This window comes from Microbulbifer maximicatervae (SeqCode), from assembly GCF_052467225.1.
Genome location: NZ_CP174303.1, coordinates 1,801,175 through 1,821,604, shown reverse-complemented (window position 1 = coordinate 1,821,604; position 20,430 = coordinate 1,801,175). Strand labels below are relative to the sequence as shown.

General features: G+C 47.3%; 18 protein-coding genes. 10 read left to right on the top strand and 8 right to left on the bottom strand.

Annotated elements, in window-relative coordinates:
* Positions 1 to 22: 22 nt before the first annotated feature.
* Positions 23 to 232: a DUF3820 family protein gene (locus ACJJIZ_RS07955; protein ID WP_282933831.1), complete on the bottom strand. Its 210-nt coding sequence runs from the start codon at positions 230 to 232 to the stop codon at positions 23 to 25.
* A gap of 148 nt (positions 233 to 380) precedes the next feature.
* Here ACJJIZ_RS07955 and ACJJIZ_RS07950 point away from each other — a divergent pair, with 148 nt between their 5' ends.
* On the top strand, positions 381 to 650 hold the full coding sequence (locus tag ACJJIZ_RS07950) for a YMGG-like glycine zipper-containing protein (RefSeq protein WP_444915767.1): 270 nt from the start codon (positions 381 to 383) through the stop codon (positions 648 to 650).
* A gap of 447 nt (positions 651 to 1,097) precedes the next feature.
* Here the strand turns inward: ACJJIZ_RS07950 and ACJJIZ_RS07945 are convergent, their stop codons facing one another.
* The gene (locus tag ACJJIZ_RS07945) at positions 1,098 to 1,565 is read right to left on the bottom strand and encodes an RrF2 family transcriptional regulator (RefSeq protein WP_413662991.1); all 468 of its coding nucleotides are present in this window, start codon (positions 1,563 to 1,565) and stop codon (positions 1,098 to 1,100) included.
* Positions 1,566 to 2,332: 767 nt separating this feature from the next.
* On the opposite strand from ACJJIZ_RS07945, the gene ACJJIZ_RS07940 reads away from it, so the two are divergent.
* Positions 2,333 to 4,606, top strand: coding sequence for a nitric-oxide reductase large subunit (locus ACJJIZ_RS07940; protein ID WP_444915766.1), 2,274 nt, complete (start codon positions 2,333 to 2,335; stop codon positions 4,604 to 4,606).
* Positions 4,607 to 4,803: 197 nt separating this feature from the next.
* Here ACJJIZ_RS07940 and ACJJIZ_RS07935 read toward each other — a convergent pair whose 3' ends face one another.
* From ACJJIZ_RS07935 to dcd, 3 genes are read right to left on the bottom strand one after another with little or no spacing between them, the layout of a single operon-like run.
* Entirely contained in the window at positions 4,804 to 4,989 is a 186-nt protein-coding gene (locus ACJJIZ_RS07935; protein WP_413662993.1) for a hypothetical protein, read from the bottom strand.
* Positions 4,989 to 6,197: a BaiN/RdsA family NAD(P)/FAD-dependent oxidoreductase gene (locus ACJJIZ_RS07930; protein WP_444915765.1), complete on the bottom strand. Its 1,209-nt coding sequence runs from the start codon at positions 6,195 to 6,197 to the stop codon at positions 4,989 to 4,991. The genes ACJJIZ_RS07935 and ACJJIZ_RS07930 overlap by 1 nt, the downstream gene beginning before the upstream one ends.
* A gap of 33 nt (positions 6,198 to 6,230) precedes the next feature.
* Positions 6,231 to 6,800, bottom strand: coding sequence for a dCTP deaminase (dcd, locus tag ACJJIZ_RS07925; protein ID WP_282933840.1), 570 nt, complete (start codon positions 6,798 to 6,800; stop codon positions 6,231 to 6,233).
* 206 nt (positions 6,801 to 7,006) lie between these two features.
* Between dcd and imuA the strand changes: the two genes are divergently transcribed.
* The 3 genes from imuA (at position 7,007) to ACJJIZ_RS07910 (ending at position 12,482) form a co-directional block, all read left to right on the top strand.
* Positions 7,007 to 7,714, top strand: coding sequence for a translesion DNA synthesis-associated protein ImuA (imuA, locus tag ACJJIZ_RS07920; RefSeq protein WP_444915764.1), 708 nt, complete (start codon positions 7,007 to 7,009; stop codon positions 7,712 to 7,714).
* A 21-nt stretch (positions 7,715 to 7,735) separates the two neighbouring features.
* On the top strand, positions 7,736 to 9,241 hold the full coding sequence (locus ACJJIZ_RS07915; protein ID WP_444915763.1) for a Y-family DNA polymerase: 1,506 nt from the start codon (positions 7,736 to 7,738) through the stop codon (positions 9,239 to 9,241).
* An 82-nt stretch (positions 9,242 to 9,323) separates the two neighbouring features.
* Positions 9,324 to 12,482, top strand: a complete 3,159-nt coding sequence (locus ACJJIZ_RS07910; RefSeq protein ID WP_444915762.1) for an error-prone DNA polymerase — start codon at positions 9,324 to 9,326, stop codon at positions 12,480 to 12,482.
* Between the two features lie 185 nt (positions 12,483 to 12,667).
* Here ACJJIZ_RS07910 and ACJJIZ_RS07905 read toward each other — a convergent pair whose 3' ends face one another.
* Complete coding sequence (locus tag ACJJIZ_RS07905; RefSeq protein ID WP_444915761.1) at positions 12,668 to 13,138, bottom strand: pilin; 471 nt, start codon at positions 13,136 to 13,138, stop codon at positions 12,668 to 12,670.
* A gap of 393 nt (positions 13,139 to 13,531) precedes the next feature.
* On the opposite strand from ACJJIZ_RS07905, the gene pilB reads away from it, so the two are divergent.
* The 5 genes from pilB (at position 13,532) to yacG (ending at position 18,535) form a co-directional block, all read left to right on the top strand.
* A complete protein-coding gene (pilB, locus tag ACJJIZ_RS07900) occupies positions 13,532 to 15,244 on the top strand; it encodes a type IV-A pilus assembly ATPase PilB (RefSeq protein ID WP_444915760.1) in 1,713 nt (570 codons plus the stop codon).
* Between the two features lie 200 nt (positions 15,245 to 15,444).
* A complete protein-coding gene (locus ACJJIZ_RS07895; protein ID WP_444915759.1) occupies positions 15,445 to 16,659 on the top strand; it encodes a type II secretion system F family protein in 1,215 nt (404 codons plus the stop codon).
* A gap of 3 nt (positions 16,660 to 16,662) precedes the next feature.
* Positions 16,663 to 17,547, top strand: coding sequence for a prepilin peptidase (locus ACJJIZ_RS07890; RefSeq protein WP_444915758.1), 885 nt, complete (start codon positions 16,663 to 16,665; stop codon positions 17,545 to 17,547).
* A 111-nt stretch (positions 17,548 to 17,658) separates the two neighbouring features.
* Complete coding sequence (gene coaE / locus ACJJIZ_RS07885; protein WP_444896377.1) at positions 17,659 to 18,267, top strand: dephospho-CoA kinase; 609 nt, start codon at positions 17,659 to 17,661, stop codon at positions 18,265 to 18,267.
* Between the two features lie 52 nt (positions 18,268 to 18,319).
* Positions 18,320 to 18,535 (top strand): DNA gyrase inhibitor YacG, encoded by a 216-nt coding sequence (yacG, locus tag ACJJIZ_RS07880; protein ID WP_108734183.1) that lies wholly within the window; start codon positions 18,320 to 18,322, stop codon positions 18,533 to 18,535.
* 53 nt (positions 18,536 to 18,588) lie between these two features.
* On the opposite strand, the gene mutT is transcribed toward yacG, so the two are convergent.
* Complete coding sequence (gene mutT, locus ACJJIZ_RS07875; protein ID WP_444915757.1) at positions 18,589 to 18,987, bottom strand: 8-oxo-dGTP diphosphatase MutT; 399 nt, start codon at positions 18,985 to 18,987, stop codon at positions 18,589 to 18,591.
* A 9-nt stretch (positions 18,988 to 18,996) separates the two neighbouring features.
* On the bottom strand, positions 18,997 to 20,199 hold the full coding sequence (gene argJ / locus ACJJIZ_RS07870) for a bifunctional glutamate N-acetyltransferase/amino-acid acetyltransferase ArgJ (RefSeq protein WP_444915756.1): 1,203 nt from the start codon (positions 20,197 to 20,199) through the stop codon (positions 18,997 to 18,999).
* Between the last annotated feature and the right edge of the window lie 231 nt (positions 20,200 to 20,430).

Sequence of the window (20,430 nt, the reverse complement as noted above, 5' to 3'; positions counted from 1 at the left end):
ACTGGGAAAACCAGCTAAAAGGTCAGCGCAGTGGATCAATAAGCCCCTGCAATCCCTCTACTTTTATCTCTAAGGCTAATGCCATCAACTGTCCTAGACGCCCCTCTGGAAACCCCTTTTTTGCGAACCAAAGCAGGTACTCCTCAGGCAAATCTATTAAAACCCGGCCCGAGTATTTTCCAAATGGCATTTTGAGTCGAGCCAGTTCTACCAAGTCTTGTTTTTCAAACACCTTAACAACCACCTAAATATCGACAAAAAAAGGGAATGAAACTCCCAATTTGGATTTGTTGCCAGTGCATGCGGACTCTACACTGGCTCCGAAATAGTCGGCCTGCGCCGATTCTTTATACCTCAACCTTCCAGTAACAGAGGTGTCTATGCGTATCAAAGCTATCAAATATCTCAGCTTGGCCGCAGTATTGACTGCAAGCCTTGGAGGTACGGGCTGCGCCAATATGAGTGATACCGACCGCCGGGTCGGCACCGGCGTCGGTATAGGCGCAGTAACAGGTGCCTTGATTAGTGGCGGACGCCCCGGTGGCACTGCCGCAGGTGCGGTTATTGGTGCCGGTGCAGGCTACCTTTATGATAGGGAAAGAAAGCGCAGGGATTACTATCGTTATCGCGGTCGCTACTATCGTTATTAATTCGCTGCTTATTTTTAGTTGCTAATCAGTATAGTGCGGGTGTCATTGTACTTCGATACTCGCACTACTGAGGCAGGCAGGGAAGCCGACTCCCAATTAAACTGGTTCCTATAAGACAAAATTGGCACAATCCTCGCTTTCGTTTTACTACGGCACTCATAACGATATTCAGCAACCATCTCCCAGATAAAGGCATTACGCTTGAGCAGAAGCAATAAATTTGTGCTGAGTATTTCCCTACTCCAAGAAGCATTCCCAATCCCCCCCTCAGACCAACGTGCATTGAGTGGCTACCTGATATAGGGTGAGAGGAAATTGAAGATAGGCTTTTCATCTGGCGGGATACAAAGCCCCTTATGTAATAAAGGCCCTAGAGTATGAATCTTCCAGGCTTTGAATGGAAAACTGTACTTTTTCTCCCTCAAGCAAATATAAGATAAGCCTAACCTAGGGACCTTGCTGCGCCCTCTCAATTTTCGCAGGAAAAGCTAGTATATTGATAAGGTCAGTCTGACTCGGGCCGGATACTAGGTCTTCCAAGGTGTATTGCTCCAAACAAATAAAAAAACTTTCCATAGCCTCGGCGAACATTTTCTTCAACCTACACGCAGGAGTTATGACACATTGATTATTTGTCCCAAAGCATTCTACTAACACGGTATCTTGCTCCAATAATCGAACTAGCTCTCCAACATTAATGTCTTCAGGAGCTCGGCTTAGCCGAATGCCACCATACTTACCCCGGGTTGCAATCAAGTAGCCTTTGAGATTCAACTCTTGTACCACCTTCATTAGGTGGTTTTTAGATATTTGGTAGCGCTCAGCAACTTCTCTGATGGTTACTAACTCTCGATCCTGTATAGCAAGGTACATCAACACTCGCAAAGAGTAGTCGGTAAATTGCGTGATCTTCATTGGCAAAGTCCCTCATTGTGAAGCCAAGAATTTTCATCCCTTGAAAATTTAAAGATGCATCTAGTTTACATCATTGGAATTTAGGTGTAAATTGCCACGCAAAAGATGTATCTCATATACATGTATAGATAAAGGGGTAGAGAATGCTCAGTCTCAAATGCTCGTTCAACCTAGCCCTTAGGCTACGGTTACAGCCGAATGTGCTATTTATGACTGCCCCAAAAGCTATTAGAGGAATTTCGAGCGAAAGCGCTCTGAAGTCAGGGGCTGCTTTCCTGAATTTAAGGCCGCTAATTAATTTAAGAGGCCAAGAAGTGAACTTCGATATATTCGCTTACACAAACTCTACCCAGGGGCGGCAGGTTAACAACGATTATTGGCCCTTTTTCATTACCCAAATACAAGGTATCGGTCACCTAAAAATTCAATGTCTTACAAGACCAAACATTATTTTGAGAAGCCCATTCTCAATTTGATTTATTCAAGCAACACAAGGAAAAGGAGAGTTTATGTTTTTTCTGTTGCAAGTTAACGCCTCTACTGGAGGCCAATCTCATGAGATCAACGCAGCTAAGCAAGAACGCGAAAAGTCAGGCTTAAAACCTATTAACACTCAATCAGGCATCATAGATCCACTCCAAAAAATTAGAGATACCCGATGTTTACGATGTTTTGTTTTACAAGCAGCCTAGGGAGATATACGAAGATTAATAGTTTAAATAGCATATTGCTAAAAAAGCCAATTTATATTGGCAAGGATAACTCTGATGAGAACTTACAAATCTCTTTGGTGGACATTGATCGGCGTTTTAACTGTAACCTTTTCAATACTCGGATATTTTGGCAGTGAAATATATCGGAAGGCACCTCCGATACCTGACGCCTTTGTCTCAGAAAATGGCAAAATACTGACCACTAAAGATAAAATTTTAGATGGTCAAACTTCTTGGCAATCCGTTGGAGGAATGCAACTGGGATCTATTTGGGGGCATGGTGCCTACCAAGCCCCAGACTGGACCGCTGATTGGTTACATCGAGAGCTAATTAATTGGTTATCAATAGCGGCAAAAGAGGAATTTGGCCTACCATATGAATCTTTATCCAAAAGGGAAAAACACAAACTTCTGTATGACCTTAAATTAGATTATAGAACCAACACCTATAGCAGCGAATCTGGAAATGCCACTTTGTCTAAGCGAAGAGTCACAGCTATAGAGCAAACTGCAAAATATTATAATGCACTTTTTGGGGGGGATCCCGCTTTACAGCCAACCCGCGCAAATTACGCAATGAAAGAGGTTACACTGCCTGATGCTGATCGCCGAGAACGACTTACTGAGTTCTTCTTTTGGACATCCTGGGTAGCTTCAACCGAGCGTTCACCAGGTGGCGCAACCTACACTAACAATTGGCCCCACGAACCATTAATTGACAACAAGCCAACTAGCGAAAATATTATTTGGTCTATTATTAGCGTGGTCTTATTGATTGCCGGCATTGGCGCCCTAGTTTGGGCATGGGCGTTCCTACGCACTGAAGACAAACACCCTACTGCCCCCAAGCAAGATCCAATCAGCACCTTCAAATTAACTCCCTCACAGAAAGCTCTTGGAAAATACTTACTAGCTATAGTAGGACTATTTACTTTCCAAGTTTTTTTAGGTGGTTTTACTGCCCACTATACTGTCGAAGGACAAGGGTTCTATGGGATAGAGACATCGGAGTGGTTTCCATACAGCCTGGTACGCACCTGGCATATACAGGCTGCTCTATTTTGGATAGCTACAGGATTTTTAGCTGCCGGGCTATTTCTTGCTCCAATCATCAACGGTGGTAAAGATCCTAAGTTCCAAAAACTTGGTGTTGATATATTGTTTTGGGCATTGATAGCAGTCGTTATTGGATCATTTGTCGGCAATTATCTAGCCATTGCACAAACTCTGCCACCAGAGCTCAGCTTTTGGCTGGGCCATCAAGGATATGAATTTGTAGATCTTGGTAGACTATGGCAAATCGGTAAATTTGCCGGCATCGTACTATGGTTGGCATTAATGCTGCGCGGTATTGTTCCAGTATTAAAGCAAAAGGGTGATAAAAACCTGCTAGCCCTGTTTGCCGCCTCCGTAATTGCCATAGGATTATTTTATGGTGCAGGCTTCTTTTATGGCGAGCGCACACACATATCGGTCATGGAGTTTTGGCGCTGGTGGATAGTGCACTTATGGGTAGAAGGTTTCTTTGAAGTTTTTGCTACAACTGCGCTTGCATTTATCTTCTTCAATATGGGCCTTGTATCTAAACGCATGGCTACTGTGACTTCTCTAGCATCAGCGTCATTATTTCTACTAGGGGGTGTACCGGGAACTTTTCACCACCTATATTTCTCAGGGACGACAACACCAGTTATGGCGGTAGGGGCCACATTTAGTGCGCTCGAAGTGGTCCCACTTATCTTATTGGGTTATGAAGCCTGGGATCACTATAGCTTAAAAAATCGTGCACCCTGGATGGTAAAAATTAAATGGCCTTTGATGTTTTTTGTAGCTGTTGCTTTCTGGAATATGTTAGGAGCAGGCGTACTTGGCTTTACTATTAACCCACCGATAGCGTTATATTATCTTCAGGGCTTAAATACCACGGCCACACATGCCCATGGTGCATTGTTTGGAGTATATGGGTTCTTGGCTTTGGGCTTTAGTTTACTCGTTCTTAGATATATTCGCCCCCAGTTTATATTTAGTGAGAAATTAATGAAAACGGCATTCTGGTGGATGAATATAGGTTTGGCTTTAATGTTGTTCACCAGCCTTTTACCTGTCGGTATTATCCAGTTTATGGCGAGCGCTTCAGAAGGCCTTTGGTATGCCCGCAGTGAAACCCTAATGCAAAGTGGAACGCTAGTTACTCTAAGATGGATACGAACTATTGGTGATGTGGTGTTTATCGTCGGTGCACTGGCTATCACATGGCAAGTAACACAAGGTGTGCTGAACCTAAAGAGGCACAGTTCAGTAGACTATCTATCAGGGCAAGCCTCTTAATTTACATATAAACCTATGCAACGTTACTGCGTAACTCAACAGTAACGTTGCATTATTTGCTGTCCCCAAAATATCTTTTCTCAGTAATCACCCGTATTAAAGACACTGAGTTTTGACAATTTTCTTAACAGGGGAGAGTAAATTACTTAACTATTAATTGAACTGCCCCATGAATATCGGATTTGGAGAGAGAAAATTTACAAGTGTTTAATTTTCGTTTTTCCACAGCGTTCACAGCGATATTCAGTAACCAACTTTCCCTGCTTTACGTCGAACTTGCGCTCGGTGACCACTTTCCATTTATGAAAACCTTCCCTGCACAGGGTGCTGCCCTTGTGCTTTTGCCAAGCGGTTTTTCTTTTGAAAGGAATAACATCTCCCATTAAGCCACCTCTCCTGCAGCATGACCTGAAGCCCAAGCCCATTGGAAATTGAACCCGCCGAGCCAGCCGGTTACGTCGAGAACCTCGCCAATAAAATAAAGCCCCTGCCGGGTTTTACATTCCATAGTACGGGAAGAGACCTGTGCGGTATCGACTCCACCTAATGTTACCTCAGCAGTGCGATAACCCTCAGTGCCCGCCGGTACCAATTTCCAGCTTTGTAACTTTTCCCCAGCTTGCTGTAATTCCCCCTCCCCAAACTGTTTTAGGGGGCGGCTGGTAATTTGCGCTCGCTGCAGGAAAAACTGTACTAACTTTTTACTCCAAACCTCAGCCAAAACGCTGTGTAAGTGGCTATCCGGGCTCTGCTGTCGGCGCAGCGGTAACCACTCTGCCAGATTTTTCTCTGGAGCCAAGTCAAATATTACCGTTTGACCTTCTCGCCAGTGGCTGGAAATTTGCAAAACCGCTGGCCCACTCAGTCCCCTGTGAGTGAACAGCATCTGCTCCAGGAAACTACCTTCAGCGCAAGAAGCAGTCACTGAAAGGGAGGTTCCAGGCAAGGTACCCTGACGCTCCAATTGCCGTTTATGCTGGGTGAATGGCACTAGCGCTGCTCGAGTTGGGACTAAATCAAGCCCAAACTGCTCAGCGATCTCATAGCCAAACCCGCTCGCCCCCATGGTGGGAATAGAAAGGCCTCCAGTAGCCACGACCAAGGATTCACAGGTAACCGTCCCCATACTGGTTTCGACCCTATACCCCTGCCCCAAAGCTCGAATTTGAGTAATGCTACAGCGCGTGCGGATCTGTGCCTTGGCCGCACGGCATTCCGCTAGTAACAAGTCGACAATATCCCTTGATTTATTGTCGCAAAAGAGCTGACCGAGAGTTTTCTCGTGATAGGCAACCCCGTGCTTTTCCACCAATGCAATAAAGTCCCACTGGCTATAGCGAGCCAAGGCGGACTTACAGAAATGGGGGTTATTACTGTAGAAGTTCTCTGCACTGGTGTAGAGATTAGTAAAGTTGCAACGGCCACCACCAGACATCAGGATTTTCTTTCCGACTTTGTTGGCGTGGTCCAGGACCAACACGTTGCGCCCGCGCTGGCCCGCTGTAGCCGCGCACATTAGTCCAGCTGCCCCAGCGCCAATGACCAATACATCGACGCTTTCAGGTAGCTGGCTGGTAGAAACCTCTGTCATAGGTAGGAAATAGTACTGCAGTAAGACCGGTGATCAGGTGCGAGGCAGGGTAACGCCGCGCTGGCCCTGGTATTTGCCACCACGATCGGCATAGGACACATCACAAACTTCATCGGATTCGAAGAACAGCATCTGTGCCACACCCTCGTTGGCATAGATCTTCGCAGGCAAGTTAGTGGTGTTGGAGAACTCCAAAGTCACATGACCTTCCCACTCCGGCTCCAGTGGCGTCACATTGACGATAATACCGCAACGGGCATAAGTGGATTTACCCAGGCAAACCGTCAATACAGAGCGCGGGATACGGAAATACTCCACTGTACGCGCCAGGGCAAAGGAGTTTGGCGGAATAATGCAGTGGTCGCCTTCAACATCCACAAAGCTGTTTTCATCGAAGGTCTTGGGGTCAACTGTCGCTGAGTGAACATTGGTGAAAATCTTAAATTCACGAGCACAGCGAACATCGTAGCCATAGCTGGAGGTGCCATAGGAGATGAGTCGATCGCCATTATCGTTATGACGCACCTGACCGGCCTCAAAAGGCTCAATCATACCGTGCTGCTCTGCCATGCGGCGAATCCATTTGTCGGACTTGATACTCACTCCGTCCCCCCTGAATAGAATAATTAGTGCTCAATTAAAGAGGCGGAATCATAGCCGGTTTAGGCTGTGCAAAAAAGTGCCTATCCAATGAATTCTCACTTGTTGCCACTGGATAGATACTGTATAAATTAACAGTATCACTGTATACACATACAGCTTAAGACGAAGACAGTGGCCAGATCGGACTAAAATTCAGTGGTGGAATCGTGGGCAGCGCAGAAAACTTCATAGAAAACAATCAGTTAGAAAGCCAGGCAAAACACCAGAAACTGGCACAGCTACTCACCAGAGCCGATATCTGGCAAGCAGCGAATGAACCCCTACGACCGCGAAACGGCATCGCCAGTGGTTATCCAAGCCTCGATGCCCTCCTAGCGAACCACGGCTGGCCAAGAGGGGCCACTACTGAGCTACTCATGGACCAGATGGGTATCGGTGAACTCACCTTAATACTACCGGCCCTGGCGGATCTCACTCAGAGGGGGCAAATGGTCATACTGGTCAATCCACCCCATATCCCCTATGCGCCCTCATTGGCCAACAGTGGTATCCGCCTTGAGAACCTGCTGATCCTGCACCCCCGAGGCCCCAAGGATACTCTCTGGGCGATCGAGCAGTCCCTACAATCCGGAAGCTGTGGTGCCTTACTCAGCTGGCAGGGGCGGCAATCCCTGAACCATAAAGATCTTCGTCGCCTGCAACTCGCTGCCCGCAATGGGGACTGCCTGCACTTCCACTTTCGCCCTCAGTGTGAATCAGCAAACCCCTCACCCGCGAGCTTGCGCCTACAGCTCACACCCAGGGAAGGAGAGCTGGCCATAAGGCTTTCAAAGCAATTGCGCGGAAACTCTGGCCAAAACCTCTATTTGGCAAGAGCAGCAAAACTGGTCCGCCGGGACCAACCAATGCACTGAACGGTTTCGAGGGATAGCTCCATGCTCTGGCTTTGTATTCAATTCCCCAGGCTTCCGTTAGAGGTTCTGACCCGCGCTCAGCAACAAGGAGAAGAGGCTCTACCCCAAGTTGTGGTTGAAAAACAGTTGGTGATTGATAAAAACCCAGCGGCATCCCAATGCGGCGTTGAGACCGGGCTCAGTATTGCCACTGCGTCTGCTCTCTGTGCAGACTTACAGCTGTTACAACGCGATTCCCAGCGGGAACAACAAGAGTTACAGCAACTGGCCCAGTGGGCATACAGCTTTACACCACTTGTATCACCTCAGTCCGCAGGGCCTTTGAGCAATGGTGAGAGCACTCCCGCCCACCTCTACCTGGAACTGAGTGGCTGCCTAAAAGCCAGCGGTGGCTTCAAGGCATTGATACAGCAGCTGAGTGAAGAGCTTGAACAGATGGGAATCCACAGTCTGATGGGCCTAGGCCACAGCCCTAGTGCAGCTCATATGCTAAGCCAACTGACAGAACACCGGCACTGGCTTGCGCAATCAGATTCTCCGCCCAGCCCTCAGCAGTGGAGACAGTGGATTAGCTTTGCCCCATCCAAGCTCCTTAGTTGCGACAACAAAACTATTTCCAAGCTCTACGCATGTGGTATCAAGCGAGTAAGCCAGCTGCTCGCTATTCCACTCTCTGAGGTAGGCTCTCGTTTTGGTCGCCCATTTGTGGACTACCTGGCACGCCTGAACGGAACTCGCCAAGATCCAGTCTGTAGTTATCAGCCCCCAGCACAATTCCGTAGCGAGCTATTTTTCCCCAGCCCCTTGGATAATAGCGAACAGCTGCTATTTCCTATCGGTCGCCTACTAAGGGAATTATGCTCCCAGTTGCATCGACGCCAGCTCTTCACACAACAATTAAATTGGTATGTGGATTTCGGCCAAAATAAATCTCAGGAAATAACCGTAGAAGTCTCCACTCCGCAGTTGGACCCTCAACGCCTAATAGCACTAACCAAGCTGCAAATGGAAAGAGTAACTCTTGATCAGCCAGTGCAGTCCATCAGCTTAAATTGCAAGCATTTACTCCCCTTGGAGCAGGGATCACTGGATGAAGATTTATTTGGTGAAGGCAGCCAACATAAACGCAATCAACAGCTATTAGACAAATTAAAAGCCCGCCTCGGTCATCAAGCACTCTCGGGAATTGCCCTAAAAGAAAGCTACCTACCAGAGCAGGCCTGGCAAAATACAGATACCCTGATAATTAAAAGTAACGCTAAGGGACAGCAAATTAAGCCCATCCAAGCACCGCACCCCAACTGGCTATTAGCTCATCCAACCAAACTGGAAAGTAGCGAGCACAAATTATTTTATCAGGGAGAGCTACAACTATTACAGGGGCCTGAGCGAATTGATGGCTATTGGTGGCAGCACGGGCGTCACGGGCGGGATTACTATATCGCAAAAAATAGAAGAGATGAGTTCTACTGGGTCTTTCAGGATCTTACAACCGAAGAGTGGTTTTTACATGGCGTTTATAGCTAAGCCTAAACCCCCTTCTTAATACTGATCTTCACCAAAATCCAAATCCCATCACAATCAACAGATAGACGCCGAGAGAATCAGCATGAGGTACGCCGAACTCTTTTGTCAAAGCAATTTTTCTTTTCTGCAGGGGGCATCGCATCCGCAGGAATTGGTCCACACTGCTTACAAATTGCAATATACAGCCCTTGCTATCACCGATGAATGCTCTCTTTCCGGAGCCGTTAGAGCCTATAAAGAACTTGAAACCATCAAATCTACAGACTCTAAAAACCCCGAGTTTAAACTAATTTTTGGCAGTTATTTCCGGCTCCATAACAACATAGAAATAGTTCTACTGGCTCCGGACAAAACTGCCTACAGCGAGCTATGCCAGCTAATTTCAAAATCACGCTTAAGGGCGGAAAAAGGAAGCTACATTACTTATCAAAGTGATCTGGTAGAGTTATGCAAAAACCTAATTGCCATCTGGATTCCAAATTTTAATAAGATAGAAATACCTGAAGAAATAAAGCAAACCTTCAGCGAACGGCTTTACATTGCCATCAACAATCACCTACACGCAGAGGGAAGCCTAAAGTGCAATAGAATTACTGAGCTTGCAAGAAGAGAGAATATTCCCCTGGTTGCAATCAATCATGTATTGATGCACTGCTATAGCCGAAAGCCACTACAAGATGTACTTAACGCAAATTACCATAACTGTACCCTGGATAACCTGGGGTATCGTATTGAGCAAAATGCTGAACGTTACCTTCGCAGCTTAGGTGATATCCAGTCGTTACACTCCAAAGAGTCAATAGACAATACCAACTTCATTGCCAAACAGTGTACTTTTTGCTTGAGTGAACTCAGCTATGAATACCCATCAGAAGTTATCCCACAAGAAAGTAATGCGAGCAGCTATTTAAAGAAGCTAGTTCAAATAGGAAAGGCTGCCCGCTGGCCACAGGGCCCAGAAAAGCGAATTGATGAGATTATCAATAAAGAGCTCACAATAATAGCAGAACTGCAATATGAGCATTATTTTCTAACCATTTACGATATAGTCCAGTTTGCCCGGGAAAATCATATCTTATACCAGGGCCGCGGCTCTGCAGCCAATTCAGTAGTTTGCTACTGCCTATTCATCACAGAGATAGATCCTCATAAAATTGGATTACTATTTGAACGGTTTATCTCACGGGAACGCAATGAACCCCCAGATATTGATGTAGACTTTGAGCACGAACGACGTGAAGAAGTTATTCAGTATATTTACACAAAATATAGCCGCGAAAGAGCTGGACTTACCGCTAGTAAGATCACCTACCGCTTTAAAAGCGCCGTAAGGGATATCGGTAAAGCCCTTGGTATCAACGCTGCCACAATAGAACAACTTATTGCTGAACGCGCCTGGTGGGACACTCTAGATGGTTTCCCCCAGCAGATGCAAAAAGTGGAAATAGATCCGAGCAGCGCAATAGGAAAAATGTTCCCGCAGTTACTGCAGCAAATATATGGTTTTCCAAGACATCTATCGCAACATGTAGGCGGTTTTGTTATTACAGAACAACCATTGCACCAGCTGGTTCCAATTGAAAATGCCGCTATGGAGGATCGCACCCTAATCCAATGGGACAAAGAGGATATCGAAGATTTAAAACTAATGAAGGTCGATGTGCTCGCCCTGGGTATGCTGACTGCACTGCGTAAATCCCTGAATTATATTGCTCTATACGGCCCCAAATTGCGATTGCAGGATATTCCCGCCGAAGATCCACAGGTCTACGAAATGATGTGCAAGGCCGATACCGTTGGAGTCTTTCAAATTGAATCTCGCGCTCAAATGAGCATGCTACCAAGATTACAACCTCGAAATTTTTATGAGCTTACTATAGAGATCGCCATTGTCCGCCCCGGACCAATTCAAGGCGGTATGGTACACCCCTATTTGAAACGCAAGCAGGGGTTGGAGACCGTCTGCTACCCTCATAACAGTTTACGTCCAGTGCTTGAGCGCACTCTCGGTGTGCCTATATTTCAAGAGCAAGTTATTCAATTGTCGATGGTCGCAGCGGGGTTTAGCGGCGGTGAAGCGGATGAGCTTCGCCGAGCCATGGCCAGCTGGGGAAAAAATGGAGACTTGTATAAATTCAAGGATAAGCTTGTGCGGGGAATGCAAAGCAATGGCTATAGGGATAGTTTTGCTGAGCAGCTCTTCAACCAAATGAAGGGGTTCGGCTCCTATGGCTTCCCCGAATCTCACTCTGCAAGCTTTGCGCTTTTGGCTTACTTCTCCGCCTGGATAAAACATCATCACCCAGCGGCCTTCTACTGCGGACTACTCAATAGCCAACCTATGGGCTTCTATGCACCGGCACAACTGGTTTATGACGCCCAGCGGCATGGGGTTAAGGTACTACCCATTGACGTGCTCTATAGCGTTTGGGAGCATCACTTGGAGCTACATACCTCCTCATATTCTCGCGAGACAACACCCAGCGATCATCATCACCCGGAACTTAATAACTCATCCCCACAGGAAAACCCAAATTCTCAAATTCGAAGTCCGGCTCTTCGCCTGGGCATGCGCTTGATTAAAGGATTAAAGGAAATCACCGAACAAGATATTTTAAGACTCAGGCAAAAAATGAAGATCGAATCATTGGCGCAACTTCAAGAACTCTCAAAAATTAACAGCGAGCAACTCTCTCGCCTGGCCGGCGCCAATGCATTTGTTAGCCTCTCTCACAATCGACATCAGGACAGCTGGATTTCTTTAGATCAGAATCACAACAACCAGCAGCAGAAATACATATCAACTAGCACAGAAAAAGAAGAGGCCTACAGGGATTATAAAAGTACTGGCCTAACCTTAAATCAGCACCCCGTTGCCCTACTTAAAAAACAAAAAAGATTTCAACGGTGTACTCAGGCAAAAGATATTGCCAATTGCTATGGGAAAGAAAAAATTGAAGTGATTGGCCTCGTCACTTGCCGACAGCGCCCTGGAAGCGCCTCGGGAGTCATGTTCATAACACTAGAAGACGAAACGGGCAGTATCAATATAGTGATTTATAGCGTTTATCAAGCAATCTATAAAGCGCAGATTATACAAGGCAATATATTAATCGTAAGCGGAAGTTTACAAGTCACCCGATCTTCAGATGAGGAAAGATATATCAGTCATCAGCTAGTAGCCGAAAAAATAATAAGCCTTGACTACAACCCTCTTCAGAAATCAAGAAACTTCCAGTGAATGCGAAATAATGGTGAAACTGAAAGTTAACTAACTGAAACGGCTACTGCATCCGCAATATATGGAAAAGAATATTTTCGTGACACCGCTAAGAACCACAAAAAGAGGGATCCACCCTGAAAGAAAAACACCATCAAAAAAGGCGGGATAACCCGCCTTTTAGATAACTTATCTAAAGCTAGATATTACTCACGACAGTTAGCAGGCAGGAACTTATCGTCAATAGTAGTGAGGTCAGTGCTACAATCCCAGGTAACAGTACCGGTGGAGTTATCATCTGTAATTGGATCACCACCAATTTCCGGTACAAATGTAAGCACATTACCGCCGTTGAGCTGAGGAATTCCGCCCATTGTCAGAGAAATCGCACCGGTAGCGTCGTCGATTGCTACTGCCGTTACCAAATCAGTCGTAATGTTATCGATATCGCCTGCGACCACGCCTTTGTATGAGGTAATACCGCCCATACCACGATCAGCAAACATATCAGTAACGCCAATCTTAAGGGAGCTAGCCATAATCATCCCTTCAGATACCTTAGCGCGTACCGTGTAATCTTGGTAAGCGGGCAAAGCCACAGCAGCCAAAATACCGATAATCGCTACCACGATCATCAATTCAATTAGCGTAAAACCCTTTTGCATTTGCTTTTTCATTGTAACCGTCTCCATACAGACTTTAATAAAGTATGATTCCGTCAGGGTGTATGCCCTGTGAGGAAATCGCCAAACACGATACAAGGATTATGCCAAAGTTGGCAAGCCAAATAGAAGTAAAGGTTTTAGTGGTGAGCACCTCATCATTTTCTCACCAAAGAAAACAAGAGTGGGCAATATCGCTTGACACAGTCGGTATAGTTGTGACGAATTTTGTCAGTCTTTCCTGACAAATTTTACTTCACCTCTTTTTACCTTACTGAAGCCGCCTAAGTTTGGCTCAAGTCCATTATTTCGCTATATTTCACGTTTCATCTTATTCCACTCAAGCTTTTATGGGTGGCGCAATCAATGTGTGACGTGACGCACAAAATGTTAGTGGCAGTGTAAGTAATGACAACCCCTCCCCTCAGTGGCCTAGCCAAGCGACTGGTTGCAGATCAAATACTCGATGAGCCCACTGCGGCCTCTGCGCTAAAAGCAGCAAAGAGAGAAGGGCAAACCTTCGCCCAACACCTCGTAGAGGCCAAACTTGTCAAGGGGCGCGAGCTGGCTCGTATAGCCTCCCAGGCATTTGGCACCCCCCTGTTTGAGCTGAGCAGCTACAATTTTGAGCTGCTCCCCAAGGGAATTGTTGATGAAAAACTAATCAGTAAACATTTTGCCCTACCTCTTTATCAGCGCGGCAACCGGCTTTTTGTTGCTGTCGCCGATCCCACTAATTTATCTGCCCTGGACGAATTCAATTTTAATACCGGCCTCAATACTGACCCCGTGCTGGTCGAAGCTGAAAAGCTAGCCAAAGCTATTGAGAGCTACCTCTCGCAAAGCGACGATATGGGAGCAGGTCTCGAGGGGATTGATGATGAGGACCTGGAAGCACTCGATATCGATAATGGCGAGAGCGATGCCAGAAATGAGGATGAGCCCGGCGGTGACGAAGCTCCAGTTGTACGTTTTGTAAACAAAGTATTACTGGATGCTATACGTAGCGGCGCTTCTGATATTCACTTTGAGCCCTACGAAAAATCCTATCGGGTACGCTTCCGGACCGATGGTGTGTTACACGAGGTGGCCAAACCTCCCATTCAGTTGGCCACTCGGCTATCTGCCCGCCTGAAAGTGATGTCTAAGATGGATATCTCGGAAAAGCGGGTACCTCAGGACGGCCGTATTAAAATGAAGCTGTCCAAGACCAAAGCCATTGATTTTCGCGTGAATAGCTTACCCACCCTCTGGGGGGAGAAAATTGTCTTGCGAATTCTCGACCCCTCTTCAGCCAAGCTCGGCATTGATGCCCTGGGTTATGAGGACGAGCAAAAGAAAATCTACATGGATGCTTTGGCCCAACCACAGGGGATGATATTAGTTACCGGACCTACAGGCTCCGGAAAAACGGTTTCACTGTATACCGGGCTCAATATCCTCAATACAGCGGAGCGCAATATCTCTACTGCTGAAGATCCAGTGGAAATTAACCTGGAGGGGATAAACCAGGTTAACGTATCTGCAAAAGTTGGACTCAATTTTGCGGAAGCCCTCCGCTCCTTTCTGCGACAAGATCCAGACATTGTAATGGTGGGGGAGATTCGCGACCTGGAAACAGCCGAAATTGCGATTAAAGCTGCCCAGACAGGCCACTTAGTTCTATCAACCCTACATACCAACTCAGCCCCCGAAACCCTAACTCGCCTGATGAATATGGGGGTCCCCACTTTTAATATCGCCACTTCTGTAAGTGTGATTATTGCCCAGCGCCTAGCACGCAGACTATGTAACGAATGCAAGAAGCCTGTCACTCTCCCCGATGAAGTTCTGACCGCCGAAGGCTTTGAAGCCGTAAGCATTCCAAAGCAAGAGTGGAAACTCTTTCAACCTGTTGGTTGTGAGCATTGCACTAAGGGGTACAAAGGGCGCGTGGGTGTGTATGAAGTGGTTCGCATCACTGATGGCATCTCCAGAATTATAATGGAGGGAGGTAATTCTATTCAGATTGCCGACCAGGCTCGTGAAGAGGGCTTCAACAACTTGAGGGTATCAGCCCTGCGAAAAGTTGTAATGGGAGTCACAAGCTTGGAAGAGGCCAACAGAGTGACTAAGGATTAAGGGTAATCGTAGAGCACAGATTCCAGTATTCGCCTGAGAAAAATTGAGGTTCTAGAAACAACACATGATATGTTTAACATTACCCTTGCCCCAAAAACCTTTAACTTCTGGCTGTACCGGTGATCAGTTTTAAAAATAAAGAGTTAGCTCTCGCAAGTTTAGTAACTTCATGCAAGAGATAGAAAGCAGGAAGAGCACCTATGTCTAATGCCGCAGCAGTTGCATATATCTATAAAGGTATAGATAACAAAGGAAATAAAGTTCAGGGGGAGATCAGCGGCACTAGCCCGGCTCTAGTTAAGGCCCAGTTACGCAAACAGGGGATCATTGCCAATAGGGTCCAAAAAAAACCTAAACCCCTCTTTGGTGGAGGGAGTAGAAAAGTAACACCAGCAGATATTGCCCTATTTACACGCCAAATGGCCACCATGATGAAAGCTGGTGTCCCGCTGGTTCAGAGTTTTGATATTGTCGCTGATGGCTTGGACAATCTCGGAGTTAAAGAGCTGATATTTAAGGTCCGGGACGATGTTGCATCCGGTACAGCATTTGCTGATGCTCTACGCAAACATCCCCTGTATTTTGACGAGCTATTTTGTAATCTCGTAGCTTCCGGTGAGCAGTCTGGCGCACTGGAAACCATGCTGGATAGAATTGCCACTTACAAAGAGAAAACAGAGTCCCTAAAAGCAAAAATCAAAAAGGCAATGACCTACCCCATTGCCGTTGTGGTAGTAGCGGTTGTAGTAACTTCTATCCTCTTAATTAAGGTTGTTCCGCAGTTTGCCGAAACTTTTTCCAGTTTTGGAGCAGACCTTCCCGCCTTTACTCAACTGGTCGTAGGCATGTCCGAGTGGATGCAGGCAAACTGGATTATCGCCCTAATCATTACTGTTGCCTCCATTGGCGGAACGCTTGAGCTGAAGAAGCGCAACAAAAAAGTGGCAGACTTCTTTGATCGCCTTATACTCAAAGTGCCAATCATAGGGCAGATTACCTATAACTCGATTTCTGCCCGTTTCGCCAGAACACTTGCCACAACCTTTGCTGCGGGCGTGCCCCTAATCGACGCCCTAAAATCCGTTGCTGGCGCCACCGGAAATACGATTTACACTGAAGCAACACTTAAAATAAGAGACTCTGTCGCAACCGGGATTCCACTCAACGCCGCCCTTCGATCATCTGGCCTCTTTCCAACCATGCTCGTACAAATGACGGCTATTGGTGAGGAGTCTGGCGCTTTAGATGAAATGCTAGGCAAAGCCGCTGACTACTACGAAGAGGCTGTCGACAATATGGTAGACAATCTTACCGCTCTACTAGAACCCATGATTATGGCCGTGCTCGGCATTTTGGTTGGCGGGCTTATGGTTGCCATGTACCTTCCAATCTTCCAGCTCGGACAAGTTGTCTAACCAATGCCAGATTTATTACTTCCTTATCCTGCGCTGCTGCTATGCGGCGCTTTTATTTTAGGCCTTATCGTAGGCAGCTTTCTTAATGTTGTTATCTTGCGCCTCCCAGTGATGATGGAGCGAGAATATAAGCGGGATTTCTATAGTTACTTTAATACAAACCCCTCTACTACCGAACAGCAAGAGTTAGATCAGCCTTTTAACCTAGTGCTGCCTCACTCCCACTGCCCCAAGTGCCAAGTGGAGATCAAGGCCTGGCAAAACATCCCCGTTATTAGCTACCTACTTCTTAAGGGTAAATGCGGCTCCTGCGGCACCGCTATTTCCAAGCGCTACCCAATGGTAGAACTGATTACCGGCATTCTGACCGCTGTTGTTGTCTGGAAGCTGGGCTTCACTTGGCAAGCACTGGCTGGATGCTTTTTTACCTGGACCCTGGTCGCCTTAACCGGTATCGATTTTGACAAGCAACTACTCCCAGACAGCATTACTCTGCCATTACTCTGGACCGGCTTGCTAATCAATATTTGGGGAGCGTTTGCTTCTCTGCAGGATGCAGTAATCGGTGCTATCGCCGGCTATCTGTCACTTTGGCTAGTGTTCCACATCTTTAAGATTGTTACCGGCAAAGAAGGTATGGGGGCCGGTGACTTTAAAATCCTGGCAGCTATCGGCGCTTGGTTTGGCTGGCAAATACTGCCGATGGTCATCCTGCTTTCCGCTGTCGTGGGAGCTATTGCAGGAATTTCCTGGAGCATTGCCGTAGGGCGGGATCGCAACTTGCCCATCGCTTTTGGCCCCTACCTTGCCGGAGCGGGCTGGATCGCTATGCTTTGGGGTGATCAAATCATGAGCTGGTATTTTAATATCTCTGGTCTTAGTAGCTAAACGACCAACTCACTACTCTCCTACTATTTGCTTTACTATGACCCCCGCCAGCTATCTGGCCGGGGTTTTTATTTATACCGCAACCTTATTTATTCTTGGGGAGGGCAGCCATTGTTTACCGTAGGTTTAACCGGCGGGATCGGTAGCGGAAAGTCAGCAGCCGCTGGGTATTTCCGTGACCTGGGCATTAATGTAGTAGATGCAGACTGGGCGGCAAGGGTTGTGGTACAACCGGGAAAGCCCGCTCTGGAACAGATAGCCCGACACTTCGGGACCGATGTCTTACTGGAAAGTGGCGAATTAAACCGGAGCAAACTGCGCACACTAATATTTGACGACCCAGGCGAACGGCAATGGCTGGAAAGTCTATTACACCCACTGATAAGAGAGGAGATAACCTCCTCACTGAACGGAAGCCAGGGGCCCTACGCAATATTGGAGTCCCCCCTCCTGATTGAGTCAGGCCAATATGAGCTCGTTAACAGGATTTGTGTAGTCGATCTACCCGAGGCTTTGCAGCTTGAGCGCGCCAGCGCGCGCGATAACAGCCAGCAGGAACAGATTCGCAAAATCATGACGGCCCAACTGACAAGGGAGCAAAGACTAGAGAAGGCGGATGATGTGCTGGATAACGCTAATGACTTAGCTTCACTCAAAGATCAAGTAGAGCAGCTCCATCGGGAGTACTTACGGATTGTCCGGTTGAAACAATCGGGCTAAGTTAATTAGAGTACAATTCCGATTCAGATCACTTTAGAGCCCAAGCTAACTTATGCCTAAATCCAGCGTAACGCCGACACTCAACTGCCCTACCTGCAAAAAGCCCATTGAGTGGAGCGATAAGTTTCCCTTCAAACCTTTTTGTAGCGAACGTTGCAAGCTGATTGATCTCGGCGAATGGGCTAGTGAGGGACACAAGATTCCCGGGGAGTCAGTGTATGACGATGTGCTGAGTGATGACCTGGACCCGAACAAGCCCCGCCATTAAGGCCATCCAACTCACTTGAACAGCTGCCTGCAAGCAGCTGTTCAAGATGAAGCTTAGGAGAAACTCCCTTTTACCGCTTCAATAATCGCTTGATTGGCGTCGGGGAAGTGGAAGTTGTCCAGCTCCCCAGCAGATACCCACTTGATTTCCTGCTGCTCTCGCCCGAGGGCCTCACCCCTAAACCGCGTTACCTGCCAGGTATCCAGCAGCACGGTTTTTTCAGGGTAATCGTGACGAATTTCCACCAGCGGCTGCAACTCCTGTACTTCAATGGCCACTTCTTCAAGTAGCTCCCTATAGAGCGCCTCCTGCACAGACTCACCAGCTTCCACCTTGCCACCGGGAAATTCCCAGCGCCCTCCCATATGCAAATGGTCGGGACGGCGGGCAATCAGGATCTTGCCATCCCCTCGGGTTACTACACCGACAGCAACATGGACAACCTTACTCACTCTACTACCTCAAGTCCGATATTCTGCGTTGATGGTGACATACTCGTGAGAGAAGTCACAGGTCCAGATATGCTCACTGCAGACACCGCGACCCAGCTCTATACGGATTTTAAATTCGGGTTTTGAAAATACCCGCTCTCCAGCCTGCTCTTGATATCCAGATGCGCGCCCACCGGCACTTACCACCTGTACATCATCGAGGAAAATCTCCACCTTATCGGTGTCTAACTCGCCTTGGATAGCATTGCCGATCGCCATAACTAGCCGACCCCAGTTAGGGTCTGAAGCATAAAGTGCAGTTTTCACCAGCGGAGAATCACCGACTTCAAAAGCTACTGCCAAGGCCTCTTCACTGCTGAGCGCGCCATCCACTTGTACGGTAACAAACTTGGTCGCCCCCTCACCGTCCCTGACGATGGCCTGGGCCAGCTCTATATGTATTTCCGAAATTGCTCTGTACAGCTCCATGTAGCCAGTGTTCTCAGAGCTGCTGATCATCTCCCCCCGCGCACCTGTGGCCATCAAAACACAAGCATCATTCGTCGAGGTATCTCCGTCTACGCTAATTCGATTAAATGAAGCCGCGACAACTTCGCGCACCATTTGATTTAGCAGGGGCTGCGTTACACCGGCATCAGTGGCGACATAGGCGAGCATGGTAGCCATATTCGGCTGGATCATGCCGGAACCTTTGGCAATACCGACAACGGCAATCTCTTCACCATTAATCATTAACTTGCGGCTCGCAATCTTTGGCCGGGTGTCCGTAGTCATAATGGACTCGGCCGCCAACTCCCATCCGGCGGGATCAAGCTGTCCAGCAGACCCCGGAATAGCAGCGAGTAACCTCTCCATCGGTAAGTGCTCACCAATGACGCCAGTACTAAAAGGCAATACTTGTTCAGCAGAAATCTTCAGTGCATCTGCCACCGCCTCACATGTAGCCCGGGCATCCGCCAGCCCCCTCACCCCAGTAGCGGCATTGGCATTGCCGGCATTAACGACCAGGGCTCGCACTTCTCCTTTGGCGATATGCTCTTTAGCAACCGTTACTGGAGCCGCACAAAAAGTATTCTGGGTAAAAGTGGCTGCAACTGAAGTTCCTTCAGCAAGCTCAACCAACAACAGGTCATTGCGTTCCCAGTCTTTGACCCTGGCAGGTACACTGGCGAGGCGAACTCCTTCGACAACGGGTATGGATAATTCAGGCATAAGAATAACGACTTTGGGCTATCACAGCGCAGGCAAACCTAGACCCCGGTCCACCCAAACGGATTAGCGGAAATAAATGAGCGGTCGACATTATCAAAGCCGAACCTCAGTAAGGCAAGCCAAAAATAGACTTATCTGCGGAATGGAAACCTTTTTCCGCAGATAATTCTTTTACCGATTAAAAAAATACCCCGCTAAGCGGGGCACTTTCTGAATTCAAGCAGTAAATAA